The 26695-nt window shown below is 73.8% G+C and carries 17 protein-coding genes; 5 read left to right on the plus strand and 12 right to left on the minus strand.

Going from position 1 to position 26695, the window contains the following annotated elements:
- Positions 1-103 precede the first annotated feature (103 nt).
- Positions 104-931, plus strand: a complete 828-nt coding sequence (locus AC07AW_RS29255) for an excalibur calcium-binding domain-containing protein (protein WP_478818452.1) — start codon at positions 104-106, stop codon at positions 929-931.
- A gap of 10 nt (positions 932-941) precedes the next feature.
- Here AC07AW_RS29255 and AC07AW_RS29260 read toward each other — a convergent pair whose 3' ends face one another.
- The 3 genes from AC07AW_RS29260 to AC07AW_RS29270 form a co-directional block, all read right to left on the minus strand.
- Positions 942-2489 carry an MFS transporter gene (locus AC07AW_RS29260; protein ID WP_478818453.1) on the minus strand — a complete coding sequence of 516 codons (1548 nt, stop codon included), beginning with the start codon at positions 2487-2489 and terminating at the stop codon, positions 942-944.
- A 91-nt stretch (positions 2490-2580) separates the two neighbouring features.
- Positions 2581-2994, minus strand: coding sequence for a RidA family protein (locus tag AC07AW_RS29265; protein WP_478818454.1), 414 nt, complete (start codon positions 2992-2994; stop codon positions 2581-2583).
- Positions 2991-4217: an acyl-CoA dehydrogenase family protein gene (locus AC07AW_RS29270; RefSeq protein ID WP_478818455.1), complete on the minus strand. Its 1227-nt coding sequence runs from the start codon at positions 4215-4217 to the stop codon at positions 2991-2993. The genes AC07AW_RS29265 and AC07AW_RS29270 overlap by 4 nt, the downstream gene beginning before the upstream one ends.
- A gap of 522 nt (positions 4218-4739) precedes the next feature.
- Between AC07AW_RS29270 and AC07AW_RS29275 the strand changes: the two genes are divergently transcribed.
- The 3 genes from AC07AW_RS29275 (at position 4740) to AC07AW_RS29285 (ending at position 8281) form a co-directional block, all read left to right on the plus strand.
- The gene (locus AC07AW_RS29275) at positions 4740-6362 is read left to right on the plus strand and encodes an AMP-binding protein (protein WP_478818456.1); all 1623 of its coding nucleotides are present in this window, start codon (positions 4740-4742) and stop codon (positions 6360-6362) included.
- 37 nt (positions 6363-6399) lie between these two features.
- The gene (locus AC07AW_RS29280; protein ID WP_478818457.1) at positions 6400-7221 is read left to right on the plus strand and encodes a PaaX family transcriptional regulator; all 822 of its coding nucleotides are present in this window, start codon (positions 6400-6402) and stop codon (positions 7219-7221) included.
- A gap of 103 nt (positions 7222-7324) precedes the next feature.
- Positions 7325-8281: an IS481 family transposase gene (locus AC07AW_RS29285; protein ID WP_478818458.1), complete on the plus strand. Its 957-nt coding sequence runs from the start codon at positions 7325-7327 to the stop codon at positions 8279-8281.
- Here AC07AW_RS29285 and AC07AW_RS29290 read toward each other — a convergent pair.
- From AC07AW_RS29290 to AC07AW_RS29300, 3 genes are all read right to left on the minus strand, one after another.
- Complete coding sequence (locus AC07AW_RS29290) at positions 8278-8754, minus strand: anthrone oxygenase family protein (protein WP_478818459.1); 477 nt, start codon at positions 8752-8754, stop codon at positions 8278-8280. The genes AC07AW_RS29285 and AC07AW_RS29290 overlap by 4 nt on opposite strands.
- A gap of 84 nt (positions 8755-8838) precedes the next feature.
- On the minus strand, positions 8839-11100 hold the full coding sequence (locus AC07AW_RS29295; RefSeq protein WP_478818460.1) for a bifunctional salicylyl-CoA 5-hydroxylase/oxidoreductase: 2262 nt from the start codon (positions 11098-11100) through the stop codon (positions 8839-8841).
- Positions 11094-11921, minus strand: a complete 828-nt coding sequence (locus AC07AW_RS29300) for an enoyl-CoA hydratase family protein (protein WP_392157331.1) — start codon at positions 11919-11921, stop codon at positions 11094-11096. Before AC07AW_RS29300 ends, AC07AW_RS29295 begins: the two co-directional genes overlap by 7 nt.
- 300 nt (positions 11922-12221) lie before the next feature.
- Between AC07AW_RS29300 and AC07AW_RS29305 the strand changes: the two genes are divergently transcribed.
- Positions 12222-12674, plus strand: a complete 453-nt coding sequence (locus AC07AW_RS29305; protein WP_478818618.1) for an ATP-binding protein — start codon at positions 12222-12224, stop codon at positions 12672-12674.
- A 2-nt stretch (positions 12675-12676) separates the two neighbouring features.
- On the opposite strand, the gene argF is transcribed toward AC07AW_RS29305, so the two are convergent.
- The 6 genes from argF to AC07AW_RS29335 form a co-directional block, all read right to left on the minus strand.
- Positions 12677-13690, minus strand: coding sequence for an ornithine carbamoyltransferase (argF, locus tag AC07AW_RS29310; RefSeq protein WP_478818461.1), 1014 nt, complete (start codon positions 13688-13690; stop codon positions 12677-12679).
- 130 nt (positions 13691-13820) lie between these two features.
- Positions 13821-15053: an arginine deiminase gene (locus AC07AW_RS29315; protein ID WP_478818462.1), complete on the minus strand. Its 1233-nt coding sequence runs from the start codon at positions 15051-15053 to the stop codon at positions 13821-13823.
- Between the two features lie 87 nt (positions 15054-15140).
- Positions 15141-17975 carry a hypothetical protein gene (locus AC07AW_RS29320; protein WP_478818463.1) on the minus strand — a complete coding sequence of 945 codons (2835 nt, stop codon included), beginning with the start codon at positions 17973-17975 and terminating at the stop codon, positions 15141-15143.
- Positions 17972-20293 (minus strand): serine/threonine-protein kinase, encoded by a 2322-nt coding sequence (locus AC07AW_RS29325; protein WP_478818464.1) that lies wholly within the window; start codon positions 20291-20293, stop codon positions 17972-17974. Before AC07AW_RS29325 ends, AC07AW_RS29320 begins: the two co-directional genes overlap by 4 nt.
- Positions 20290-22890, minus strand: coding sequence for a hypothetical protein (locus AC07AW_RS29330; protein ID WP_478818465.1), 2601 nt, complete (start codon positions 22888-22890; stop codon positions 20290-20292). The genes AC07AW_RS29325 and AC07AW_RS29330 overlap by 4 nt, the downstream gene beginning before the upstream one ends.
- The gene (locus AC07AW_RS29335) at positions 22887-26678 is read right to left on the minus strand and encodes a tubulin-like doman-containing protein (protein WP_478818466.1); all 3792 of its coding nucleotides are present in this window, start codon (positions 26676-26678) and stop codon (positions 22887-22889) included. The genes AC07AW_RS29330 and AC07AW_RS29335 overlap by 4 nt, the downstream gene beginning before the upstream one ends.
- Positions 26679-26695 lie beyond the last annotated feature (17 nt).

Genomic DNA, 26695 nt, shown 5'->3' on the forward strand with positions numbered 1-26695 from the left:
TCCGTTGCCGCCGCAGGTGGCCGTTCGGCGGTGGTGGCAGCATCCGGGGGTTGTTGTCGTCGCCTTGGTCGTGCTGCCGCCCGTCGGGATCGGGCTTGCGTGGTTGAGTCTCTGGGACCGGAAGCGGAAGGTCCTCGCCAGTGTGCTCGCGGGCGGGTGGCTCGTACTGCTCCTCCTCGGTGGGGATCCGGCGGAGGAGGAGAAAGCCGGGCGGGGCGATGCCCGGCCGCCCGCGGCTTCCGTCAGTGCCTCCGCCACGCCCACGCCCACGCCCGCCGGGCCTCCCGCGCTCGTGGGGAAGGGGCTCACGGAGGCGAAGGAGGTCGCCTCCGGTGCCGGGTACTCCGTCGTGTCGCACGATGCCTCCGAGCAGGACGCCCGGCAGTGGGACGCGGATGAGTGGACCGTGTGTTTTCAGGCTTCGGCGGGGCAGAGGGACGGTGGGCGGCCCGTGCTGGACCTCGGGGTGGTGCGTGTCGGGGTGCCCTGCCCCCTGGCTGATGGGGAGAAGATCCCCTGGCCGACCATGCCCGTCGTCACCGGCATGACCTTCGCACGGGCCGGTGAGGTGCTGAAGCCGGTCGGGTTCCGGAAGGTCGCGGCGGAGAGCGCGTACTCCGATGTGGCGCTGCCCGGTGTCGCCGACCCGTGGAAGGTCTGCTTCCAGGACCCGGCTCCGGGCAAGGAGGTCGAGAACCCGCAGTACTCGACCGTGTATCTGAAGGTCGCTCCGCCCGGTGCCGCCTGTCCCGAGCGGCCCTATGCCGAGTTGCATCCTTCGCCCGCGCCGGAGCCCACCGGCGGTGGGAGCGCGTACTACGCCGACTGCGACGAGGCCAAGGCCGCCGGTGCCGCGCCGATCCGGAGCGGCGAGCCCGGTTACCGGTCCGCGCTCGACCGGGATCACGACGGGATCGCCTGCGACACGTGAGGGGAGCTCGTCAGGCTCCCGGCATCATGCCGCCCTTGAGCCGTTCGATGTCGGAGGGGCGGACCTGGATCACGAAGATGGCGACCAGGGCGGCGACGACGGCGAAGATCGCCGCTGTGACGAAGCCCGCGGAGACGCCGGTGGTGAGGACCTGGTCGCTCCAGGGCGGTGGGAGCTGGCCGGTCTTGGCGAACTGGGCCTTCTCCAGCGGGCCGGCCTGGGCGAGGAAGGCGGGGACCTGCTTGTCCGCCTCGTTGCGGCTGGCCGTGCCGAAGACGGTCACCAGGATCGAGAGGCCGAGCGAACCGCCCACCTGCTGCGTGGCGTTGAGCAGACCGGACGCGGCCCCGGACTCCTTCGGTTCGACGTTCGACAGCGCCATGATGGTCAGCGAGACGAACATCAGGCCCATGCCGAGACCGAAGACGAGGATCGGTCCGAGGATGCTCCCCGCATAGGTCGAGTTCACATCGGTGAGCGTCAGCCAGGACAGGCCGACCGCGGTGAGCAGCGAACCCGTCACCATGAAGGGCTTCGGTCCGAACTTGGGCAGCAGGTTGGAGGTGAAGCCCGCGCCGACCGCGATGATCGCGCTGACCGGCAGGAACGCGAGACCTGTCGTCAGCGGACTGAAGCCCAGCACCTGCTGCACGAACAGGGTGAGGAAGAAGAACATCCCGAAGATGGCCGCCGCCAGACAGAGCATCATGACGTAGGTGCCCGAGCGGTTGCGGTCGGCGAACATGTGCAGGGGCGTGATGGGTTGCTGCGAGCGCCGTTCGATGAGGATGAACGTGGACAGGAGGACGATCGCGGCGCAGAACGAGCCGATCGTGTAGGGGTCGCTCCAGCCTTCCTGCGCGGCCCGGATGAATCCGTACACCAGCGCCACCATGCCGAGCGTCGCCGTCACCGCGCCGGCGAGGTCGAAGTGGCCGGGGTGCCGCTCGGACTCCTTGACGTGACGCGGTGTGAGGATCGCGATCACGATGGCGATCGGGACGTTGACGAAGAAGATCCAGCGCCAGTCGAGCCATTGGACGAGCATGCCTCCGGCCACCAGGCCGATCGCGCCGCCGCCGGCCGATACGCCCGCGAACACGCCGAAGGCCCGGTTGCGTTCCGGGCCTTCGTCGAACGTCGTGGTGATGAGGGAGAGCGAGGTCGGCGAGGCTATCGCGCCGCCGACGCCCTGGAGTGAACGGGCCGCGAGGAGTTGCCACTCGGTCTGCGCGAGTCCGCAGAAGAGAGAGGCCAGCCCGAAGAGCAGCACGCCGAAGATGAAGACACGTCGTCGGCCCAGGATGTCGCCTGCGCGCCCGCCGAGGAGCAGCAGGCCGCCGAAGGTCAGGGTGTAGGCGTTGACGACCCAGGACAGGCTGGTGGTCGAGAAGTCCAGCGCGGTCTGGATGTGCGGGAGCGCGATGTTCACGATGGTGATGTCGAGGACCACCATCAGCTGGCAGGACGCGATCACGAACAGGGCGATGCCCTTGCCGTCTCCGCCGCGCTTCGGTGCGGCGGTCTGTGCCGGTGTCGTCGGCTTGGGTGTACTCATTTGGCGCCTCGTGCCTCGCCTGGTGAGTGAGCCGTGGGCCGGTCAGTCCACCTTTCGACACTAAGCCCGGCCCGCACGGGTGACCAGTTGATCAAGCGTGCGTGGGTTCCTCCAGGACCGCGAAGCCGTCCAGCTCCACCAAAGCCTGTTCGTCCCAGAGGCGTACGACTCCGATGACCGCCATCGCCGGGTAGTCACGGCCCGCCAACCGGCGCCAGATCCGGCCCAGTTCGTGGGCGTGGTCGCGGTACCCGGGGACGTCGGTGGTGTACACGGTGACCCGGGCGAGGTCGGCGGGGGTGCCGCCGGCGTGCCGCAGGGCGGTGAGCAGATTGCCGAGGGCGGTGGTGAACTGCTCGGTGAGCTCCTCCCCCACGACCTTGCCCTCCGTGTCGAGGGCCGTCTGGCCCGCGAGGAAGACGAGCCGCGTCCCGGTGGCGGTGACGGCGTGGGAGAAGCCGGTGGGCGGGGAGAGTTCGGCGGGGTTGTGGCGGTGCAGGGTCATGAGGTCGGCTCCTCCTGCTTGCGGGCGTACGGGTCCCCCACGGTCGGCTCCTCACCGGACGGCACCTCGAGGGGCGGCACCTCGAGAGGCGGCACCTCGAGAGGCGGCAGCTTCGCGTACAGCTCCTTCGCGATGATCGTGCGCTGCACCTCCGTCGCACCCTCGTAGATCCTGGGTGCGCGGACCTCTCGGTAGAGGTGCTCCAGGAGGTGGCCGCGCTGGAGGGCGAGGGCTCCGTGCAGCTGGACGGCCGCGTCGACGACGTACTGGGCCGTCTCGGTGGCGAGGAGCTTCGCCATCGCGGAGCGCCGGGGGACGTCCGGGTCGCCCTCGTCGTACGCGACGGCCGCCGCGTACACGAGCAGGCGGGCGGCCTCGGTGCGGGTCGCCATCTCGGCGACCCGGTGCGAGACGGCCTGGAGGTCGGCGAGGACGCCGCCGAAGGCACGGCGGGCGGCGGTGTGGGCGAGGGCCGCGTCGAGAGCGGCCTGGGCCATGCCGACGGCGAAGGCGCCGACGCTGGGCCGGAAGAGGTTGAGGGTGTTCATGGCGACCCGGAACCCCCGGTCGGGCTCCCCGAGGAGGTCCTCGGGGCCGACGGGGACGCCGTCGAAGGTGAGGGTGCCGAGGGCGTGCGGGGCGAGCATGTCGAGCGGTTCCCCGCCGAGGCCGGGGCGGTCGGCGGGGACCAGGAAGGCGGTGACGCCGCGGGCTCCGGCGCCCCGGGTGGTGCGGGCGAAGACCGTGGCGAAGTCGGCCTCGGGGGCGTTGGAGATCCAGCGTTTCTCGCCGTGCAGGCGCCAGCCGCCGCGTCCGTCGGGGACGGCGTCGAGGGCGAGGGCGGCGGCGTCGGAGCCGGCGTCCGGTTCGGAGAGGGCGAAGGCGGCGACGGCGCGTCCCGCGGTGGCCTCGGGGAGCCAGCGGGCGCGCTGGGCGGGGGTGCCGAAGGCGGCGACGGGGTGGGTGCCGAGGCCCTGGAGGGCGAGCGCGGTCTCGGCCTCGGTGCAGGTCCGGGCGAGGGATTCGCGCAGCAGGCAGAGGTCGAGGGCGCCGGCCTCGAAGAGGCGGGCGAGGAGGCCGAGCTCGCCGAGGGCGGCGACGAGGGGGCGGTTGACCCTGCCGGGTTCGCCCTGGTCGGCGAGGGGCTTCAGGCGGTCGGCGGCGAGCGCGCTGAGCTGCGCACACCAGGTGATCTGTGCCGGATCGAGCGAGAATGCGGGCATGTGGGCCCTCTCTGACGCCCCCGGGCGTCTACGTCCCTGCGCCGTCCGGCGCCTTCGTCCGAGTACCCGCGGGCACCCCGGTCCTTGCGCTGTCAGGCGTCCTTGGCCTTGCACCGTCCGGCGTCCGTGGCCTTGCGCCGTCCGACGCCTTGGTCCGAGTGCCCCTGGGCACCCCGGTCCTCACGCCCTCCGGCCTCCTTGGCTTCACGCCCTCCGACCTCCTCGGCCTTGCGCCGTCCGGCGCCTTGGTCCGAGTACCCGCGGGCACCCCGGTCCTTGCTCCCTCCGACCTCCTTGGCCTCACGCCCTCCGACCTCCTTGGCCTTGCGCCGTCCGGCGTCCTCGGCCTCACACCCTCCGGCGCCTCCGTCCGAGTGCCCCAGGGCACCCCGGCCCTTGCTCCCTCCGGGCTCCGTGGCCTCGCACCCATCGGCACCTCTGTCGCGAACCGTTGACTGTCGTCACCAACACGATACGCTCGTGGAGCGACGAGCGACCCCACCACGACAGGGGGACGACCTCATGGAGCTGACACCCTCGGGCCACCTCGACACCTTCGCCCGTGACCGGCTGCCCCCGCCCGACCGGTGGCCGCGGCTCGTCTTCGATCTCCCCGAGCTCCACTACCCCGAACGGCTCAACTGCGGCACCGAGCTCCTCGACCGCACGGTGGAGCGGTTCGGCGCCGACCGGCCCGCCTTCCGCGACGGCGAGGGCGGGGTCTGGAGCTACGGGGAGCTGCGCGACCGGGTGGACCGCATCGCCCACGTCCTCACCAGCGACCTGCGGGTGCTGCCCGGCAACCGGGTCCTCCTGCGCGGCCCCACCACCCCCTGGCTCGCCGCCTGCTGGCTCGCCGTGATGAAGGCCGGCGGCGTCGCCGTCACCGTGCTGGCCCAGCAGCGCGCCCCCGAGCTCGCCGTGATGGCCGAGGCCGCCCAGTGCACCCACGCGCTCTGCGACGCGCGGGTGCTCGACGAGCTCCTCGCGGCCCGGATACCCGGGCTCCGGGTCACCCCCTTCGGCGGGGACGGCCCGGACGACCTTCTGGCCCTCGCCGAGCACCGCCCCGGCCCGTACGAGGCGGTGGCCACCGCCGCCGACGACGTGGCCCTCATCGCCTTCACCTCCGGCACCACCGGACGGCCCAAGGGCTGCGTCCACTTCCACCGGGACGTCCTGGCCGTCGCCGACACCTTCTCCGCGCACGTCCTGCGTCCGCTGCCCGACGACGTCTTCGCCGGCTCGCCGCCGCTCGCCTTCACGTTCGGCCTCGGCGGGCTCGTCGTGTTCCCCCTACGGGCCGGGGCGAGCGCGGTCCTCCTCGAACAGGCCGGGCCCAAGCAGCTGCTCGCGGCGATCGAGCAGCACAAGGTGTCGGTGCTGTTCACCGCCCCGACGGCCTACCGGGTGATGCTGGACGAGCTGACCCAGGGCACCGCCCCTGAGGTGGCCTCGCTGCGCCGGTGCGTCTCGGCCGGCGAGAACCTGCCGGAGGCGACCTGGACGGCCTGGTACGCGCGGACCGGACTGCGCCTGATCAACGGCATCGGGGCCACCGAACTCCTGCACATCTTCATCTCCGCCGCCGACGGCGACATACGCCCGGGCACCACGGGCCGCCCCGTGCCCGGCTGGCGGGCCAGGATCGTCGACCGCGACGGCAACGCCGTCCCGGACGGCGAGGAGGGGCTGCTCGCGGTGCGCGGCCCGGTGGGCTGCCGCTATCTGGCCGACCCCCGCCAGGAGGAGTACGTACGGGACGGCTGGAACGTCACGGGCGACACGTACGTCCGCGAACCCGACGGCTGGTTCCGCTACGTCTCACGGGCCGACGACATGATCATCTCGGCCGGGTACAACATCGCCGGACCCCAGGTCGAGGAGGTGCTCCTGGACCACCCCGACGTCGTGGAGACGGCGGTGGTGGGCCGCCCGGACGAGCTGCGCGGCCAGGTCGTCGTGGCGTACACGGTGGTACGTGACGGGGTGCCGCGCGACGCGAGCACCGCCGCCGCCCTGCGGGCCTTCGTCCGCGCCCGCATCGCCCCGTACAAGTCCCCCCGGGAGATCGTCTTCCTCGACGCGCTGCCGCGCACGGCGACGGGCAAGCTCCAGCGCTTCCTGCTGCGGGCCCCGGCGTGACCGGCATGACGTGTCCACCACCCCCTAAAGTGATCACGTGGCCGAGCAGCACACCCCCCGATCCCTGATCGTCTCCTTCTACGGCGCGTACGGCCGTGCGCCCGACGAGTCGCCGGTGCCCGTGGCCGCGGTCATCCGGCTGCTCGGCGTCCTCGGCGTGGACGCGCCCTCGGTGCGCTCCTCGGTGTCGCGGCTCAAGCGGCGCGGGCTGCTGCTGCCGGGCCGGACGGCGGGCGGCGCCGCCGGGTACGCCCTCTCGGAGGACGCCCGGCGGCTCCTGGACGACGGCGACCGCCGGATCTACGCCCGTACGGAGCCGAAGCTCTCCGAGGGGTGGGTCCTGGCCGTCTTCTCGGTGCCGGAGGCCGAGCGGCACAAGCGGCACCTGCTGCGGTCCCGGCTCGCCCGGCTCGGCTTCGGGACGGCGGCGCCGGGTGTCTGGATCGCGCCGGCCCGGCTGTACGAGGAGACCCGGAACGCCCTGGAGCGCCTGGAGCTCTCCGCGTACGTGGACCTCTTCCGCGGCGACCACCTGGGGTACGCGGCGACGGCCGAGGCGGTGGCCCGCTGGTGGGACCTGCCGGCGATCGCCGGGCTCCACGAGGAGTTCCTGGCGGCCCACGAGCCGGTCCTGCGGGCCTGGCGGTCGGCGCCGGCGGGCGCCGAGGACGCCTACCGGGACTACCTCCTCGCCCTGGACTCCTGGCGCCGGCTGCCCTACGCGGATCCGGTGCTCCCGGCGGAGCTCCTGCCGGACGACTGGCCGGGCCGCCGCTCGGCGGAGGTCTTCGCCGCCCTGCACGAGCTGCTGCGGGACCGGGGCGCGGAGTACGTGGGCCCGTTCCTGACGGGCGACTAGGTGTATTGGTCACGAGCGTTGTTGACACTGGTCTGGTCTTGAACATGGCGAAGACCTCCGGTGGGGTGGGAGCTGTCTAGGAACTCACCGCCCGGAGGTCTTCGTGGCCCACCGTAATGCCCGGCTGACTGTCTTCGGTAGGAGACTGCTGGTCGAACGTGTCTGCTCAGGACGTCCGGTCGCGCATGTGGCCGCCGAGATGGGTATCTCCCGGGCCACGGCCCACAAGTGGCTGCGCCGGTGGCGGGCCGAGGGCGATGCGGGTCTGCACGACCGGTCGAGCCGGCCTCGCAGGACGCCGCACCGGACCGCGGCCGCGGTGGAAGACCGTGTCTGCGGCCTGCGGCAAAGCCGCAAGCTCGGCCCCGCCCGGATCGGCCCGATCGTGGGCCTGCCCGCCTCGACCGTGCACCGGATCCTGACCCGGCACCGGCTCAACCGACTGGCCTGGATCGACCGGCCGACCGGCATCGTGATCCGCCGCTACGAGCGAGACCGACCGGGCGAGCTGGTCCACGTCGATGTGAAGAAACTCGGCCGGATCCCCGACGGCGGCGGCCACAAGGCCCTGGGGCGCCAGGCCGGCCGATCCACCCGCAGCAACATGGGCTTCGACTACGTCCACTCCGCCGTCGACGACCACTCCCGCCTCGCCTACAGCGAGATCCACGGCGACGAGAAGGTCGCGACCTGCGCGGCCTTCCTGACCCGCGCGGCCGCGTTCTTCCACAGCCACGGCATCGACCGCATCGAGCGGGTCCTGACCGACAACGCCTGGGCCTACCGCAAGGGCCTGGCCTGGAAGACAGTCCTGGCCGACCTCGGCGCCACCGGCAAGCTCACCCGCGCCTACCGGCCCCAGACCAACGGCAAGGTCGAGCGCTTCAACCGCACCCTGCTCGACGAATGGGCCTACATCCGGCCCTACACCTCAAACGACGAGCGGACCGAGGCCCTGGCAGACTTCCTCCACACCTACAACCACCACCGCTGCCACACCGCACTCGACGGCCACCCGCCCATCAGCCGCGTCAACAACCCAGCGGGTCAATACACCTAGCGCCGCACGCCCAGGGCCCGCACCAGGCAGACGAGGCCCGCCGTGCCGAGGATCGCGCGGACGATGTTCCACGCCACCCACGGGGTCTCGAAGGCCGCTCGCGCGGCGGCCGGGTCCTTGGTCGCCGCGAGGGCGTCGTTGAGGGGGACGTTCGCCGCCGAGGTGACCACGAGGACGGCCAGGGCGAGGACGAACGCGGCGAGCGTCCAGATCCGCGCCCGGCCCGCGCGGTGCTGCCAGGCGGCCACCGCGGTGAGGACCGGCACCCCGAAGAACGGGGTGAAGAACACCGGGTTCTGGATCACGTCGTTGATGTTCCGCATCACCTCGACGTAGACCCGGTCGTCGCTGCGCGCCAGGGCCGGCATCACCGAGCAGACGTACGCGAACCACACCCCCGCCAGCAGTCCCGTCATCGCCGTCGCCGTGCCGAGGACCGCCCCGGCACCCTTCCCGCCCCTGTTTTCTGTCATGTCCTCATTCAAGGGCAGGGGCGGCGCGCTGACCATGGCTTCGCGTCGCACCCGCATACGCGAGCGTCCAAAGAACCCTCGAACTCACTCCCGGCGGCCGGTGGGCGGGCGGCGGCTGCCCGCGCGGTACGGGGCGGGCCAGGGGGCGGCCGGGCCCTGGTACTCCTGCTCGGCCGCCGCGTGCAGGGTCCAGTGCGGGTCGTAGAGGTGCGGCCGGGCGAGGGCGCAGAGGTCCGCGCGGCCCGCGAGGAGCAGGGAGTTGACGTCGTCCCAGGAGGAGATCGCGCCGACCGCGATCACGGGGACGCCGAGCTCGTTGCGGATGCGGTCGGCGTAGGGGGTCTGGTACGAGCGGCCGTAGGCGGGCTCCTCGTCGGGGACGACCTGGCCGGTGGAGACGTCGATGGCGTCGGCGCCGTGGTCGGTGAAGGCGCGGGCGATGGCGACGGCGTCCCCGGCGGTGGTGCCGCCCTCGGCCCAGTCGGTGGCGGAGATGCGGACGGTCATGGGGCGGTCCGCGGGCCATGCCTCCCGTACCGCGTCGAAGACTTCGAGGGGGTAGCGCAGCCGGGCCGTGAGGTCGCCGCCGTAGGCGTCGGTGCGGTGGTTGGTGAGCGGGGAGAGGAAGCCGGAGAGGAGGTAGCCGTGGGCGCAGTGGAGTTCGAGGAGGTCGAAGCCGCTGCGGGCGGCGCGGTGGGCGGCGGCGGTGAACTGCTCGCGTACGGCGGTGAGTCCGGAGCGGTCGAGGGCGGCCGGGGTCTGGTTGACGCCGGGCCGGTACGGGTGGGGCGAGGCGGCGACGAGGGGCCAGTTGCCCTCGGGGAGGGGCTGGTCGATGCCTTCCCACATGCGGCGGGTGGAGCCCTTGCGGCCCGAGTGGCCGAGCTGGACGCCGAGCGCGGTGCCGGGCGACTGTCCGTGGACGAAGGCGGTGACACGGGACCAGGCCTCGGCCTGTTCGTCGGTCCAGAGGCCGGTGCAGCCGGGGGTGATGCGGCCCTCGGGGCTCACGCAGACCATCTCGGTCATGACGAGTCCGGCGCCGCCGAGGGCTCGGGAGCCGAGGTGGACGAGGTGGAAGTCGCCGGGGACGCCGTCCTCGGCGACGTACAGGTCCATGGGGGAGACGACGACCCTGTTGCGGAGGGTCAGTCCGCGCAGCCGGAAGGGGGTGAACATCGGCGGGGTGCCGGGCGGGCAGCCGAAGTCCGCCTCGACGGCGGCGGTGAAGGCGGGGTCGCGCAGCTTGAGGTTGGCGTGGGTGACGCGGCGGCTGCGGGTGAGCAGGTCGAAGGCGAAGCGGCGGGGCGGCCGGTCGACGTGCCCGGCGAGCTCCTCGAACCAGCGGAGGCTGGCGCCGGCCGCGCGCTGGGTGGACTCGACGACGGGACGGCGCTCCGTCTCGTACGCGGTGAGGGCCTGGTCGAGGGTGGGGTGGGCGCCGACGGCGGCGGCGAGGGCGACGGCGTCCTCGACGGCCAGTTTGGTGCCGGAGCCGATGGAGAAGTGCGCGGTGTGGGCGGCGTCGCCGATGAGGACGGTGTTGCCGTGGGACCAGCGCGCGTTGGCGACGGTACGGAACGCGGTCCAGGCGGAGTTGTTCGAGCGGAGCTCCCGGCCGCCGAGGGCCTCGGCGAAGACCTTGGCGCAGCGGGCGGTGGACTCGGCCTCGTCGAGCTCGTGGAAGCCGGCGGCCCGCCAGACCTCCTCGCGCATCTCGACGATGACGGTGGAGGAGTCGGCGGAGAAGGGGTAGGCGTGGAGCTGCATCACGCCGTGCTCGGTCTCGGCGATCTCGAAGCGGAAGGCCTCGAAGGGGAAGTCGGCGGCGAGCCATATGTAGCGGCAGTGGTGGGTGGTGATCCGGGGGCGGAAGTGCGCGGCGTGGGTCTCGCGGGTGCGGCTGTGGACGCCGTCGGCGGCGACGACCAGGTCGTTCTCCGCGGCGAGGACGGCGGCGGGTGGGGCCTCGGTGCGGAAGCGGAGCCGTACGCCGAGCTCGGCGCAGCGGGCGTGCAGGATCCCCAGGAGGCGGCGGCGGCCGAGGGCGGCGAAGCCGTGGCCGGTGGAGGTGGTGCGGTGGCCGCGGTGGACGACGTCGATGTCGTCCCAGCGGACGAGCTCGCGGCGGAGCGCCTCGTACACGACGGGGTCGGCGTCCCGGATGCCGCCGAGGGTCTCGTCGGAGAGGACGACGCCGAAACCGAAGGTGTCGGAGGACGCGTTCCGCTCCCAGACGGTGATCTCGCGGGCCGGGTCCTGTCGCATCAGCAGGGCCGCGGCGTAGAGCCCCCCGGGGCCGCCGCCGACGACCGCGACGCTCCGGGGGCCCGGTGAGGTCAGCATCCCCGCCACTTCGGGGGGCGTTTCTCGGTGAAGGCGGCGTGGAACTCGGCGTAGTCCTCGCCGTTCATCAGAAGCGCCTGGGTGGCCGCGTCCAGTTCGACCGCGGCCGCGAGCGGCATGTCGAGCTCCGCGGTGAGCAGGGCCTTGGTCTGGGCGAGGGCGAGCGCGGGGCCGTCGGCGAGGCGGCGGGCGAGGGCGGCGGCCCGCTCCCCCGCCGCGCCCTCCTCCGTGAGCTCGCTGAGGAGCCCGATGCGCTCGGCCTCGGCGGCGTGGACGGGCTCGCCCAGCATGAGGAGGCGGGTGGCGTGGCCCAGGCCGACGACTCGGGGCAGCAGATAGGCGGCGCCCATGTCTCCGCCGGAGAGGCCGACCCGGGTGAAGAGGAAGGAGAACCGGGTGGTGGGGTCGGCGATCCGGAAGTCGGCGGCGAGGGCGAGGACGGCCCCGGCGCCGGCGGCGACGCCGTGGAGGGCGGCGACGACGGGGAAGGGGCACTCGCGCAGCGCGCGGACGACCTGGCCGGTCATCCGGTTGAAGTCGAGGAGCCGGGCGGTGTCGAGGGCGAGGGTGGCGCCGATGATCTCGTCGACGTCGCCGCCGGAGCAGAAGCCGCGGCCTTCGCCGCCGAGGACGAGGGCGCGGACGGCGCGCTCGCGGGAGAGCTCGGCGAGGAGGTCGCGCAGGTCGGCGTAGGCGCCGAAGGTGAGGGCGTTGAGTTTCGCGGGGCGGGCGAGGGTGACGGTGGCGACGCCCTGGTCGATGTCCAGGCGCAGATGCTGCCAGCGGGACGTGCGGGGCGCCGAGCCGGTAAAGGGGCTCATCCGAGGGGCCTCCTTCCTCCGCAAGGAGGGTATCACCGTACTGTGACTGTCGTCACGAGTACGCGATACGCGGGCAGCCGCAAGGTCCCGAGCGGTGGCCGACCTAAGTCCTGGAGGAGAGGGAGGGGGTGCCCTGGGAACTGGATTTTGCACCTCGTAAGGTTGAAACCAGGACGTCTCGGGATGCCCCCACCCCACTCGCCCCACCCGCCCCTCGGTGAAGGGAGCCTGCCCCCCATGCCCGAAGCCACCGGACCCGCGGCCCTGAGCCCCGGAGCCGAGACCACCGGACCTGCGGCCATGAGCCCCGGAGCCGCTGTCTCCTGGCGCATCCGGCTGCCCCACACCACCGCCGCCGTGCCGATCGCCCGCGCCCTGATCCGTACCGCGCTCACCGACATCGACCCCGTGGCCGCCGACCGGCCCGACAGCGACACGGCGGAGCTGCTCACCGCCGAGCTCGTCGCCAACGCCGTCGAGCACACCGCCGGCGCGGGCCCCATCGAGCTGGTCGTCGAACTGCTCGCGGCGCCCGGCGGCTGTCAGATCGAGGTCCACGACTCCCAGCCCGCCGGCCCCGGCGAGCTCGTCTGCCCCGAGCCGGACACCGAGGTCGACCCCTGGCAGGAGCACGGCCGGGGCCTCCTCCTGATCCGCGCGCTCAGCAGCGACTGCGGCCACCGCCCCACCGCGCACGGCAAGGCGGTCTGGTTCACCCTCCCGGGGATACCGGCCCAGCGGCGCCGCCCGTAGGACTACTCCCCCGCCGCACCGGCCAGCGTCGCCACCAGGACCGCCTTGATGGTGTGCATCCGGTTCTCGGCCTCGTCGAAGACGACCGAGTGCGCCGACTCGAAGACCTCGTCCGAGACCTCCAGCTCGGTCAGGCCGTGCCGGGCGTGGATGTCCCGGCCGACGGCCGTGCCCAGGTCGTGGAAGGCGGGCAGGCAGTGCAGGAACTTCACGTCCGGGTTCCCGGTTGCGCGCAGCACGTCCATCGTCACGGAGTACGGGGAGAGGGCGGCGATCCGCTCGTCCCAGACCTCCTTGGGCTCGCCCATGGAGACCCACACGTCGGTGACGACGAAGTCCGCGCCGGCGACACCCTCGGGCACGTCCTCGGTGAGGGTGATCGTGGCGCCGCTGGTCTCGGCGAGCTTGCGGGCCGCGGCGACGACGTCCTCGGCGGGCCAGTACGCCTGCGGGGCGACGATCCGGACGTCCATGCCGAGCAGGGCGCCGGTGACGAGGTAGGAGTTGCCCATGTTGAAGCGGGCGTCGCCGAGGTAGGCGAAGGCGATCGCGTCGACCGGCTTGTCCACGTGCTCGGTCATGGTGAGCACGTCGGCCAGCATCTGGGTGGGGTGCCAGTCGTCGGTGAGCCCGTTGAAGACCGGCACGCCCGCGAAGGCGGCGAGCTCCTCGACGTTCGCCTGGCTGTCCCCGCGGTACTCGATGCCGTCGAACATCCGGCCGAGGACGCGGGCGGTGTCCTTGACCGACTCCTTGTGGCCGATCTGGGAGCCCGAGGGGTCGAGGTAGGTGGTGGAGGCGCCCTGGTCGGCGGCGGCGACCTCGAAGGCGCAACGGGTGCGGGTCGAGGTCTTCTCGAAGATCAGGGCGATGTTCTTCCCGCGCAGTCGCTGCACCTCGGTGCCCGCCTTCTTGGCGGCCTTGAGCTCGGCGGCGAGCGCGATCAGGCCGCGGAACTCCTCGGCGGTGAAGTCCAGCTCCTTGAGGAAGTGGCGGCCGATGAGGTCTGTGGCCATGGGACGCGCTCCTGGGGGTACGGGTCGGGAGGACGGCGGGTCGGGACTCTGGAAGTGTATACGCAGTTCAACATTTCTATACAGCCCCCTCGACCCCCGGCCCCCTCCGGTCGGAACGCGTCTCCGGCACTCAGGCGGCGTCCCGCTCCACCGGACAGCTCATACAGCGCGGACCGCCCCTCCCCCGGCCCAGCTCGCTCCCCGGGATCTCGATCACCTCGATGCCCTGCTTGCGCAGATGCGTGTTCGTCGTGACGTTCCGCTCGTACGCGACGACCACCCCCGGCTCCACCGCCAGCACGTTGCACCCGTCGTCCCACTGCTCGCGCTCCGCCGCATGCACGTCCTGGGTCGCCGTGAGCACCCGGATGTCCTGCAGCCCCAACGCCGCCGCGATGGCGCTGTGCATCTGCTCCGGCGGATGGTCGGTCACCCGCAGGGACTGCCCCTCGTCACCCGGCTCGATCGTGTACGAGCGGAGCATGCCGAGCCCCGCGTACTGCGTGAACGTGTCCTGGTCCACCATCGTCATCACCGTGTCCAGGTGCATGAACGCACGCCGCTTCGGCATGTCCAGCGCGATGATCGTGCGCGCCGACCCGGCCGCGAACATCCCCCGGGCCAGCATCTCCACCGCCTGCGGGGTCGTCCGCTCGCTCATCCCGATCAGCACGGCGCCGTTGCCGATGACGAGGACGTCCCCGCCCTCGATCGTCGACGGATAGTCCGACTGCCCCTCCGACCAGTGGTGGAACGAACCCGCCTCCGGGCCCGTGAACAGCGGGTGGTGCTTGTAGATCGCCTCGAAGTGCACCGTCTCGCGCTGCCGGGCCGGCCAGCGCATCGCGTTGATCGAGACGCCGTCGTAGATCCAGGCCGAGGTGTCCCGGGTGAAGAGATGGTTCGGCAGCGGGCCGAGGACGAAGTCGTCCAGGTCCAGGGCGTGGAAGCGGACCGAGGTCGGCTCCCGGAACCCCGCCAGGAACTCCCGCTTCGTCATGCCGCCGACCAGCGCCTCGACGAGCGAGGCGGCGTCCAGCGAGTCGAAGGAGGCGCGCAGGTGATCGGCGGCCAGCGGCCCGTACTCCTTCTCGTCGAAGACCCGGTCGAGGACCAGCGCACGGGCCGCCGCCACCTCCAGGGACTCGCCCAGCAGATCCCCGAAGAGGTGCACCTCCACCCCGCGGTCGCGCAGCACGTCGGCGAAGCCGTCGTGCTCCTGCCGGGCCCGCCGCACCCACAGCACGTCGTCGAAGAGGAGGGCGTCCTTGTTGGTCGGGGTGAGCCGCTTCAGCTCCAGATCGGGCCGGTGCAGGATGACGCGGCGCAGCCGCCCGGTCTCGGAATCGACATGGAATCCCATGAGCCCATCCTGACGGAGCCGGGCGGACCTGGCCCGCGTTTCGACCCGGTCCTTTCGGTGTGGGTCACCCGGCTCCCCCCGTTCCCGTCAGGTGAACCACTGGGCCGCCACGACCAGGACGATCGCGGCCAGCAGACCGCCGATCAGCAGCGCGGCGCGGCGCAGGAACCGGCGGGTGTAGCCGCTGCCGAGGTCTTCGCCGAGGGAGAGCGCGGGTCCGGGGCGGTGCGTGGTGCGGGGCAGGCCGTACGCCTCCTTCAGGAGCGAGAGCCAGACGGCGTCCGGCAGCCCCGGGCGCTCCCCGTCCACGATCAGCCAGAACGTCTCGCAGGCGGACGGATCCGGGCTCGTCCGGAGCTGCGACAGCAGCTCGGCGACCGTGCCGACCGGGGCGTCGCCGCCGGCGAGCAGCGGACGGACCGCCCAGCTGTACAGCTCGGCGGCGTTCGCCGCGCGCTGCTCCTCCGCCGGCTCGGAGGGGTCGTGCCGCGCGGCGGGCGGGGCGACGGCCCACAGCTTCCTTCCGATGGCCACCTCGCAGAGCTCCCGGCGCAGCGGGTGCTCCCAGGACGGCAGGCGCCGGGCGATCTCCCGGAGGAGGACGGTGACGACGACGTACGCCTGGGGCCGGCGCAGCGCTTCGAGCAGCTCGCGGTGGCCGGCGCCCACGACGAGCTCCCGCGCCTCTTCCGGGCTGCGCACGGTCGGCAGATGGTGCACGAGCGAGGTCTCGGCCTCCCGCCCCCGCCGCGCCAGCCCCCGCCGCGCCGCCTTGCCGGGCCCGGTCCACTCCGGCCCGACGACCGGCAGTACGGGGCGGGGGTAGGCGGCGGCACCGGGGGACGGGGGTGCGGGAGGTGCCTCGGGAGTCGGCGGGGGCTGGGTGGGGTAGGCGGGCCGCGCCGCCGCCGCGGCACCGGACGACACCTCTCGGTCCGGGCCACTGGGCCGGCCGGCGGACTGCGACTCCCCGCGTGGGTCGTCGGACTCCGAGGGGCGGTCGGGCCACTCGGCGGGGCCCGTACGGTCGGGCCGTCCAGACGGGGCCGGGGGCGGACTGTCGGGCCGTCCTGACAGGGCCGAGGCCGGGCTGTCGGGCCGTCCCGAGGCCGGAGCCGTACTGGGGGCGTCGGGCCAAGGGCCAGGGGAGGCCGGATACGACGAGCCCACCGGCTCGGGGTTCCCGCCGGGCGGCGAGTCGGGGTGCCGGGGGCCGGGGGCGCCCTGGCGCCGAGGGTCCGGGCCGGACTGGTCCCGGGAGCCCGGCGCGCGCTGGTCCCGGGGGCCGGGTCCGGGCTGGTGCCAGGGGCCGGGGGCGTCCTCGTCGCGGGGGTCCGGGCCGGACGGGTCCCAGGGACCGGGCGAATCCGGGTGCCGGGGGCCAGGGGTGCCCTGGTCCCGGAACCCCGAACCGCCCTGCTCCCGAGGGCCCGTGGCGCCCCCGTACCGGGGGCCTGAGCCTGACTGGTCCCGCGGGGTTGGACCGGGCTGGTCCCAGGGGCCCGGCGAGTCCGGGTGCCGGGGGCCGGGGGTGTCCTGGCCGCGGGGGCCTGCGACGCCCTCGCGTCGGGGGCCTGCGTCGGCCTGGTGCCGGGGATCGGGAGCGCTCTCGTATCGGGAGCCCGGGCCTGCCTGGTTCCGGGAATCCTGGGTGTCCTCGTACCGGGGGTCCCGGCCGGCCTGGTCCCAGGCGTCATGGGTGCCGTCGCGCCGGGAGCCTGGTCCGGCCTCGCCCCGGGGGCCATGGGTGCCCTGCCGCCCGGAGCCTGCGTCGGCCTGGTGCCGGGAGTCCGAAGCGCCCTGGTTCCGGGAACTCGGGCCGGACTGGTTCCGAGAGTCCGGAGCGCCCTCGTACCGCTGTTCCGAAGCGCCCTCGTACCGGGAGCCCGGGCCCGCCTGGTCCCTGGGGTCCGGAGCGCCCTCGTACCGGGAGCCCTGAGGGCCCTCGTACCGGGGGCCCCGGCCGGACTGGTCCCTGGACGTCGGGCCCGGCCTGTTTCGGGGGTCCCGAGGCGAGGGGCCTCTCGTGGGGTCGCGGTGGTCCAGGGCGTCCAGGGTGTCGGCCGCTCTGGACGCCATGTCCAGGAGTGGGCCCCGGTACGTCGAGGCCGTGGTGCGGAGGACTCTGGCGACCACGTGGTCCCGGCTGTTCTCCTCTATCTCCGCCAGGTGGTGGCGGACCAGCCGCGTCGCGATCTCCTCCGCCCGGTCGCCGCACCGCTCGCGCGGGTCGACACGGCGGCGCTCCGTGTTGCGGCTCGCCGCCCCGGACCATTGGCCGACGAACGCGAACCGGAGCGTGGGCAGTTCGAGCGTGTCGTGGGTGGCGAAGGTCCACGGGTGTCTGGTGACCACGCCGAGGATGCTCTGCAGGCCCCGCAGCACGGGACAGGCGGTGCCGCCCCGTTCGTCGAGGATCGTGAACGGTCCCTCCGGGTGCCGCAGGAACTCCGCCACCGCGCCGACGAGTTCCTCCGCCACGTACGGCAGACGCCGGTCCAGCTCCGCCAGCCCCGCGCCGGGGGCGAGGGCCTCCGCCGGGACCAGCGGAAGCCGGCCGCGCGCGCCGGCGGCGTTCGCGGTGCCCTCCCACTCCCAGCCGTGGAGCCCGAGGCAGACGGTGGGGGTGAGGAGGGTGGGCGCGCCGACGAGGGCGTGGCAGAGCACGGACGTCCGGCCGTCGGCGTCCGTGAACGGCACGCGCCGGATCAGCATCACGTACCCGCGCTCCCGCAGCCGGATCAGGGCCGGCCGGATCTCGTCCCCGCTGGCCCGCAGCACGGGCCCGGACATCCGGAAGAGGTTCTCGGCCTCGTCGCGCGGCCCGGACCAGGCGACCGGCCCGAAGCCCGTGTTGCCGGTGAGGTTCTCGCTGTCCCAGCGGAAGACGATCTGGTCGGCCTCGTGCTCCGTCCGTGTCATCGGACGATCCCCTCCATTGGTTCCGCCCCGGGCAGCAGCCCGCACAGGGCGAAGAGCGACAGCAAGGGCGCGAGGACCCGGCGCGGCCGGGCCCCGTGCGGAAATCGGTCGCCGCGCGCCTGCCCGCCGGTCGCGGCGACGAAGTGCAGCGTGCAGTCGGCGCAGTCGTCGAAGGGCTTGAGCCAGGCGGCGCCGGCGTGGTGGGCGAGGAAGGCGTACGCGTCCCGGCTCTCCTCCCGGACCGCGGCCGGGTCGTGGCGGCCGGGCAGCGCCCGGCCGAGCCAGCGGTCGACGACCGGTTCGAAGCGGACGAGGTCGCTCTTGTTGACGGCGAGCGCGGCAGGCGCGGCGACGAGTCCGCCTCCCTGTCGGGGGATGCGGTTGAGCACGGTCGTGAAGGCCTCGTCGCCGAGGTCGCGCCGCCGCAGCCCGCTCTGTTGGCGTACCGGGTCGAGCCCGGGCAGCCGGAGGGCGCGCAGCGGGTCCAGGACGAAGACGAAGGCGTCGACGCCCATGAGGAAGCGGCCGACCTCCCCGTCGTGCGCGAGGTCCTCGCCCGCGAGGTCGAAGAAGACGACGGGCCGGGGTGTCGCGCCCCCCGCCTGGACGAGCAGCCCGTCGGCGAACCGCGCGAAGGTCTGCTGTCCGGTACGGCCCAGCTGCCGACCCTCCCTGAGTCTCTGGACCCGTTCGCGCACGAAGGTCCGGTGTGCCTCGGGGTTGAGCGGCCGGGATTTGAGTCCGTACGGTTCGAGGCCGCCGAGTTCGACCTCGCCAAGCATGGCGGCGAGGAGGTGGGTCTTGCCGACGGAGGAGCTTCCGACGAGGGCGATCGACAGCGGCTCGCCGTTGGTGAGGTAGGGCACGGGGAGTTCGTGCTGCTCGTCGCCGTCCACGGTGTGCGGGCACAGGTGGTAGGCCTTGCGGAGGGCGTCCGCGACATGGCCGGGGCGGCGTTCGGCGCTGAGGTCGAGCGGGATCCGGTTGCCCATGGCGTCGATGGTGACGAGCAGCCGTTCGTCGTACTCGACGGGGAGCAGGCAGTGCGGGCACATCCGGCTCCGTGACGAGGGAAGCGGGGCCGGTTCCGGTGGCGCGACGGGCTCGACGGGGCGGGAGGAGTCGCCTCCGCCGAAGATCCGGTCGCGGAGCGAGGGACGCGCCTGTCGTGTGATCTGCGGGAGCAGTTCCTCCGGGGCCAGGTGGGGTGCGGTGACCGCGCGTTTCCTGGCGATCTGGCGGTCGTACTCGGTACGCCAGCGGTCGAGCGGGTCGGCCGCCCCGACGCCGGTGGCGAGCGGGTCGGGGACGTGCAGCAGCCGCATGAGCTCAGCCGGGTGGGGCCGGTCGGCCGCGCGCGCGGCGAAGAGACCGCTCTGCCCGAGGGCCGCGAGACGGCGGTAGTCGGCCAGGTCGGCGGGGGGTCCCTCGCCCCGGTCGGGGCGGCCGGAGAGCAGGTAGTAGGCGAGTTCGGCGACGGACCACAGGTCGTCGCGCGGGTCGGCGGCGCCCCGGCCCGCGCGTTGTTCGGGCGAGGCCCAGGGGGCGCCGCCGAAGGGCTCGCGGGCCTCCCCGGCACGCTGCGCCGCGTACGGTTCGCAGAGCCGTACCCGGGCGCCGTCCCACCGTACGGTGTCCGGCGCGATGGCCCGGTGCACGAGCGAGGCATCGCCCAGGAGCCGTACGGCCATGGCGAGTTGGCCCGCGATGCGTTCCTGGTCCTCGGCGCCGAGGCGCCCGGCCCACTCGGACAGCGGGCGGCCCGTCGGCGGCCGGTACAGCACGAAGGGCTCGGTGGCGGTCAGGTCGAAGCCGACGATCCGCGCGAAGACCGCGCCGAACCTGGCCCCGCCGTAGCGCCGTTCGAGGGCGACGGCCGCCTCCACCTCCCGCTCCAGGAGGCCGTACGCGTCGGGGTCGCCCTGCTCCGACGAGGCGAGCCGGTACTGGAGGACGTGCGAACCCGTCCCCAGGGTCGCCCGGCGCGCCAGGATGCCGGGGCGGCCGGGCGGCCGGTGGTCCTCGCCGTAGCGCACGGCGAAGCGGACCGGATCCTCCCGGTGGGTGAGGAACTCCAGCTCCTGGTAGTACGGATGGGTCGGCGGGGTCGGCTCCTTCAGGTGGTCGGGGTGGTCCGGGCCGATCGGATGGTTCGCGTCGCCGGGGTGGTTCGCGTCGCCGGGGTGGACCGGGTCGGTCGGGTGGTTCGAGTCGCGCGGGTGGTCCGGAGGGTTCGAACCGCTCGGAGGGTTCGAGCCGCCCGAGTCGTCCGAGCCGCTCGGGTGGTTCCAGTGGTTCGGGTGGTTCGGGTCGGTCACGGTTCTCCCGCCTCCTCGGCGCGGACGGTGTGCACGACGTCCGCGCGCAGCGGTACGAGACGGAGGATGCCGGCGTGCCGTCCCGCGCCGGTCCACACCACGTCCTCGGCGGTGCCCCGCCAGATGTCGTCCCCGGCGGCCCCGCGCCGCATCGCCTCGGGCACGAACCGGACCTGCCGGGCGGCGAGCGGATCGTGGGAGAGCAGCCGCAGGTGCTCGGGGCCGCACAGCGCGACCGTACGGCCGGGGTCGTCCTCGGTCAGGAGCAGCCGGGCCACCGCGTCGGCGGCGACCCCGGTGAGGCGGGCCGCGTCGGGCCGGTCGGAGCGGTCGGTGAAGGCCGCGAGGGAGGTCAGCGCGTCGGAGTCGCGGAGGCCCTCGTACCGGGGTGGCGGCGAGGCGGCCACGTCCCGCTCCAGGCGGAGCCGGGTCTCGTCCAGGAGCTCCGTGATCCGCCGCTCGTGGCCGGCCCGCGCGAGGGCCCCGGGGTCGCGCTCGATGCCCGCCCAGCAGCGGTCCAGGATCAGGACGGTCCCGGCGACCAGGTCGCCGACGAGGGTGTCGACGAGCGCGGGGCCCCCGTCCCCGTACCGCCGCTCCAGCCAGCCGGGCGCGGGCAGGGGGACGTGCGGGGGCGGGGGTCCGTCCACGGGGGAAGCGAACGGAGACGGCTCCGGCTCGGCCACCGGGGGCACTTCGTCCCTGCCGGACCAGTGGTCGTCCTCGGGCCCGTCCCTCCAGGTCTCCGCCCTGTCCGCCCAGGCCTCCGTTCCCTCGCCCCAGGCCTCCGGCCCGTCCCCCCAGTCGTCCGCTTCGTCCTTCCAGTCCTCCCAACTCCAGGACGCCGCACCGGTCTCCCGTACCGGCGGCGGCTCCGTCTCCGGGCGGTCGGCCGTCCGTGCCGCGTGCGGCTGCCCGTGCGCGTCGGCGGTCTCCGCGAGGCCCCTGAGCAGCCCGGCCACGGCTCCCGCCCCGGCCGAGCAGTGGTGCCGCACCTCGGCGAACAGCCAGTCGTGCACGGCGGTCGTGACCACCAGGGTCTGGATCTCCCGCAGGATCCGCCAGGCCTCCTCCGGGTCGGCGCGCGCCCACCAGTCGTCCACGGCCCGGCTCCAGTCGCGCAGCGCGAGCAGTACGACGGCTGCCGCGGACACGGTCGCCGCCACCGCGCCCGCCCACACGGGCAGGCCCAGGAACTGGCCGAGGCCCGCCCCGACGAGGCCGCCGAGCAGCCCGCCGAAGAGCCGGGGTGCCGCGCCCGTGGCACCGCCGCCGTCGATCCGTCCGTCGGGCGAGCGGTTGGGTCTGCGGCGCAGCATCAGATGGGCGAGTCCGGCGGCGAGGACGCCGACGGCGGGACCGAGGACCCAGCCGAGCAGCGGCCAGATACCGGCGAGCAGCGCCAGAAGTCCGGTCACGGCGAAGGCCGCGGGGCGCGAACCGCCCGCCGTGAAGGGGTACCGGGTGCCGAGCCGCCGCAGCCGCTCGGGGCCGCAGATCGCGTCCAGCCGGGCGAGCCGTGCCGCGCTGCCCACGGGCGCGGTGCGCGCGGACAGTGCGGAGAGACGGGCCGCCACGGACCGCAGCGGCAGCCCCTTGCCGATCAGGTCGTGGGTGAGGTCGCGCAGCGCCGGGACGATCCCGGCCCGCGAGATCTCCCGCGGCAGCTCCGGCAGTTCGACCCCGCGGTCGCGGAGCACCCCCCGGTGCTCGGCGGTGAGCCGGGTGCCTCCGGCCGCGCCGAACGCGTCCGCGACGGCCGTACGGAACCGGCCCAGCTCCTCCGTCACCCGCTCGATGTCCGCCGGCAGGTCGACGCCCCGGCCCGCCCCGGTGAGCAGGCCGGCCGGGCCCCGGACGCGCCGGTAGCCCTCGACGGCCTCACCGACCGCGGCGTCGCATGCGGCGAGCCTGGCCCCCGCCCGGCCCTGCGGCGGCAGCCACTGGTGGCCGGACAGGGAGCGCGGGATTCCCTCGTCCAGGAGCAGCGCGAGCGCGCCCGGCACCTGATCGGCGGAGAGGTTCCCGGCGGGGACCTCGGGTCCGGTGAGCCCCTCAAGGGCCTGGCGCCAGGCGCGGGCCCTGGCCTCGTCGGTGAGGTCGTGCTCCAGGATCCGCACGGCGGGCACGGCGACGCCGTGCACCACCTCGCCGAGCGCGCGGAGGACGGCGTCGAAGACCTCGGGCGTGGACAGCACGTCGACGAGCGGGCGCAGCACGGCCTCGCCCGGGACGCCGTCCTCCGTGGAGTCGAAGACCCACAGGACGCCGGCGGCGGGCGGGCGGAGGGTGAGGGAGCGGCTCACGGTCCGCTCGCCCCGGACGCCGACCGCCAGGCAGACGATGTGCGCGGGCCCGTAGGAGGAGAGGCGCTCGTAGAGCAGCTGGTGGGCGACGAGCCGGTCGGCCTCGTCGACGACGAGGAAGCGCCGCTCGCCGCCGGGCTGCGGGACGTCCAGGGCCGCGCGGACGGCGGCCTCGGAGTCGTACGCCCCGGAGGTCCCCGACGCCCCCGGCCCCGGCGTCCGCAGGTCGAGGCAGACGGCGTGGCCCGGCAGCGGCCGTTCGGGCAGAACGGGAAGGACGTGGGGGCTCACTCCGCCTCACCGGCCCGGTCGCGGCGGTGCGGCTCGTCGGCGGCGGGCCCGAACTCCGGGCCGTGGTCCGCCCCGTGACCCGGCTCGTAGCCCTCCTCGTAGCCGTCCTCGTCGGGCCCGAAGTCCGGCTCGGGCTCCAGTTCCCAGTCGCCCTCGTAGACGGACGGCGGCGGGGCGGAAGGACCGTTCGCGTACGCGGAACGCGGATCACGCCGAACCCCGTTCTCACGCCCGGCACCGTCGTCGTACCCGGTCCGGGACTCGCGCCCGCGCCCGGACTCGTACGCGCGCCCGTCGTCGTACTCGGTCCGGGACTCGCGCCCTGCCCGGGACTCGTACGCGCGCCCGTCGTCGTACCCGTTCCGGGACTCGCGACCGGGCCCGGACTCGTACGCGCGCCCGTCGTCGTACCCGTTCCGGGACTCGCGACCGGGCCCGGACTCGTTCGCGCGCCCGGACTCGTAGTCCTGGTACCGGGGCCTGGACGCGTGTCCGGCGCCGTTCTCGTGCCGGGAGGAGGGCTCGTACGGGGGACGCTGCCGTGGCTCCCGGCGGGCCGGGGGCACGTACCCCTGTCCCTGCCCCCGAGGACGCCCCGACCCCTGAACCGGGCCCCGGCTCTGCCCCCGCCCCTGGCCCTGGCCCGAGCCCTGGCCCTGGCGTGGTGCGTGGCGGTCGTAGAGGGCGCGGAGGGTCGGGCGGGTTGGGCGGGCCGCGCTCGGGAAGCGCATGTCGAGGGCGCCCGGGTAGGTGACCGACCAGAAGTGGCGGAGCGGCGCCAGCCATTCGCTGTCCGCCTCGCCGTACTCGGCGGCGATCTCGTCGATCAGGGCGAGCTGGCGCGGGGCGACGTTCTCCACGAAGTGGGTGAAGAGCGGCGACGGGGGTGCGGGGACCTGGGCGAGGCCCTGGGGCAGGGCGCGCATCAGCCGTTCGCAGAACTGCTCGATGATCTGCCCCTCGTCGAGCAGCGCCCAGCGCTCGTACGCGCGCAGCAGCCCCGCCCAGCTGGAGAGCGAGCCGTCGAAGCCCTCCAGGCGCAGCGACATGGTCGCGCCCTCGCCCTCCTGGAGGCGGATCCGGACGAGGCGGGGGGAGTCGGCCGGGCCCTCGGCGGCGATGTGGCCGTTCCACAGGGCGCAGAGCAGCCGGTGGAGGATGCGCTGCCGGTCCTGTTCGGTGGAGACGAGCCAGTCGTCCTGGTAGCCGAGCCGCTGGCGCCAGTGCAGGAAGTCCTCCTCGCCGGCCGAGTCGCGGGCCTCGGACCAGAGGCTGAGGACGTTGCGGACCTCGGAGATGTCGGTGAGGTTCATGCCGCTGCGGAAGAAGACGACGGTGATGGAGTCGGTGTCGACGGCCCGGCACTCGGGGAACACCCGGGAGGGCAGGTTGAGTTCCTGCGCGAGGAAGTCGGCGGCCCGGCCGTCGGACTCGCTCGCCGGATGCACGATGAGGATCTTGAGCGGGCCGCTGCCGTCCGGGATGAAGCCCACCGGGAGGAGTCCGGCGAGCCGGGAGCGGAACTGGTCGAGCCAGCGCGGGTCGACCTTCGCCTCGGAGGTCTCGTCGCCCGCGGCGGCCCGCAGCAGCAGCTCCATGGAGGGCAGCAGGGGGCGGGCGAAGACGTCCTCGTTGGCCTCGCCGAAGAGGCGTTTGACCCGCCGCTCGACGACCTGCTTGATCTCCTTCACGGCCGCCCCGGGCGAGCGGCGGACCGCGTCGAGGGCGCGCCGCCAGTCGTCGGGCGCGACCAGCCGGTCGAGGAGGGTCGCGGGGTCGGTGGTCTCGGGGAGGCCCTCGCTCTGGGCGAGGCGGTCGACGACGTCGTCGTAGAAGGCGCGCAGGGTGTTCTGCGGGGGCAGCAGGTAGGCGATGCCGGCGCGGTCGTCGCGGTAGAGCTCGCGGCGGCTGTCGGCGAAGGACTTCGCCTCGTCCTGCTCGTGGGCGCGGAGCACCTTGGCGAGTTCGGCGACCTCGGCGGAGACGCGGTTGAGGGAAAGCCGCCACTGGCTCTCGCCCGCCTGCCAGCCGCGGTGCCAGAGGACGCGGGCCCGCCACTGGTACCAGGCCTGCTGGGCGGCGAGAGTCTCCTGGACGTCGGGGTCGGTCCACCGGGCGGGGACGACTCCGCCGACGGTGCGCCTGATGTGGGGGATGTTGGGCGCGGAGGTCTGGACGTTCGGGGGCCGTTCGGGGTCGTTGCGCCGGTTGTCGAGCATGCCGGTGAAGCCCTCCCTGGCCACCCGGTCGGGGTGGCCGGGCAGTCCGGCGAGGACGGTGAGCAGCTGGAACGGGCCGACGAGGCCGAGGAGTTCGCGGGCGCCCGCGCCGGGCCTGAAGTCCTCGGTGAGGCGGGGGATCTCGCGGGAGAGCTGGACGTCGAGGCGCTGGAGGGAGCCCTCCATGTCGTTGAGCCGCTGCCGGAGCTCCTGGGTGATGTCCCGGCTGCCGCGGGGCAGTTGCTCGGGCAGGGGGACGTCCGGCGCCTCGCGGCTCCACAGGCGGCCGATGCCGGAGCGGGTGAAGAGGTCCCGGACCATGTCCTGTCCGTCCCGGGCGGGCCGCCGGGCCCGTTCGGCCATGCCGCGGACGGCCTGGGCGAGGAGCCGGGCGGCGACGATCTCGGCGAGGTCGTCGACGGGGACGGTGAGGGAGGCGGCGAGGCTGGTGGACATCCCGCGGTAGCCGATGCCGGAGCGGGCGGGGGTCGAGCGCTCCACGGCCTTGTTGATGAAGCTGGCGGCGAAGGACTGGTAGTCGTCGTCGGCGCCTTTCGCCGGGCCGCCGCTGTCCTCACCGAGTTCGGTGCCGATCAGGGACATCACCATGGCGGTGATGGAGCGGCGCAGGTCCTCGGCGCCGATGACGGCGGGCTTGGAGAAGAGGAAGGCGGTCTGCATGGTGGCGGGGCGCAGGGCGACGACCCCGTCGCCGGGGTAGGTGACGCTGAGCCGGCCGCGTTCCTCGACGTCGCCGACGGTGTCGAGGGCGTCGGGCACGTTCTGGTCGTCGACGAGCCGCGAGAGGTCCACGAGGGCGCGGGCGGCGTTGAGTTCGGCCTCGCGTCCGCCACCGGCCTCGGGCGTGAAGGCGGAGGGCATGACGACGAGCGGGTAGATCTTCACGCCGGGCACCTTGGCGTGGCGGAACTCGTGCCCGATGAGGTGGATGAAGTCGTAGAAGATGCCGGCGCCGGTGCCGCCGGCGACGGAGAAGGCGACGAAGACGTCGCAGCCCCGGATGCGGCCGCCGCCGACCCGCTTGAGGTCGCCGGCCGACTGTCCGATGGCGCCGATGGCCTCGCGGAGCTGCCGCAGCACGGGTTCGAGTCCGGAGCGGAGGGTGGCGAAGAGCGCGGAGCGCCCCACGGTCGGGAGCTGTCCGGCGCCGTTGTTGAGGGGGGCGACGCGCGGCTGGCGGGCCTGCGGCGGCAGCCAGGACCGGGTCTCCTCGGGGAGGGAGACGCGCAGCATGCGGGTCACCTCGGGCGAGGAGTCGAAGTCGGTCGGCAGCAGGTCGCGGACCATGCGGGAGGTGCGGGCGAAGGCGGCGCCCTCGGCTCCCTTGGCCCGGAACTGGGGGTAGCCGAGCAGTTCGCCCTCGCTGAAGTCGGCGTACACGAACTGGAGGCAGTCGGGCAGCTGGAAGGGGAGCCGGCGGCCGCCGTCGACGAGGTCGGTGCCGTCGGGTCCGCACAGCTCCCGGCGGAGCTGGCGTTCGAGTTCGGTGCCGATCTTTCCGCCGGTGCCGCCGAGTCCGACGAAGAGCATGGGCTGGTAGATCTTCATGTCGTCTCTCCTCGGTG

This window comes from Streptomyces sp. NPDC044003, from assembly GCF_056435185.1.

What these genes read in the sequence shown, in the direction of transcription:
- AC07AW_RS29260 (WP_478818453.1), bottom strand. Translation starts at nt 2,489, where the DNA reads ATGAGTACACCCAAGCCGACGACACCGGCACAGACCGCCGCACCGAAG.
- AC07AW_RS29315 (WP_478818462.1), bottom strand. Translation starts at nt 15,053, where the DNA reads ATGGGATTCCATGTCGATTCCGAGACCGGGCGGCTGCGCCGCGTCATC.
- AC07AW_RS29295 (WP_478818460.1), bottom strand. Translation starts at nt 11,100, where the DNA reads ATGCTGACCTCACCGGGCCCCCGGAGCGTCGCGGTCGTCGGCGGCGGC.
- AC07AW_RS29265 (WP_478818454.1), bottom strand. Translation starts at nt 2,994, where the DNA reads ATGACCCTGCACCGCCACAACCCCGCCGAACTCTCCCCGCCCACCGGC.
- AC07AW_RS29290 (WP_478818459.1), bottom strand. Translation starts at nt 8,754, where the DNA reads ATGACAGAAAACAGGGGCGGGAAGGGTGCCGGGGCGGTCCTCGGCACG.
- AC07AW_RS29305 (WP_478818618.1), top strand. Translation starts at nt 12,222, where the DNA reads ATGAGCCCCGGAGCCGCTGTCTCCTGGCGCATCCGGCTGCCCCACACC.
- AC07AW_RS29320 (WP_478818463.1), bottom strand. Translation starts at nt 17,975, where the DNA reads ATGACACGGACGGAGCACGAGGCCGACCAGATCGTCTTCCGCTGGGAC.
- AC07AW_RS29275 (WP_478818456.1), top strand. Translation starts at nt 4,740, where the DNA reads ATGGAGCTGACACCCTCGGGCCACCTCGACACCTTCGCCCGTGACCGG.
- argF (WP_478818461.1), bottom strand. Translation starts at nt 13,690, where the DNA reads ATGGCCACAGACCTCATCGGCCGCCACTTCCTCAAGGAGCTGGACTTC.
- AC07AW_RS29335 (WP_478818466.1), bottom strand. Translation starts at nt 26,678, where the DNA reads ATGAAGATCTACCAGCCCATGCTCTTCGTCGGACTCGGCGGCACCGGC.
- AC07AW_RS29270 (WP_478818455.1), bottom strand. Translation starts at nt 4,217, where the DNA reads ATGCCCGCATTCTCGCTCGATCCGGCACAGATCACCTGGTGTGCGCAG.
- AC07AW_RS29300 (WP_392157331.1), bottom strand. Translation starts at nt 11,921, where the DNA reads ATGAGCCCCTTTACCGGCTCGGCGCCCCGCACGTCCCGCTGGCAGCAT.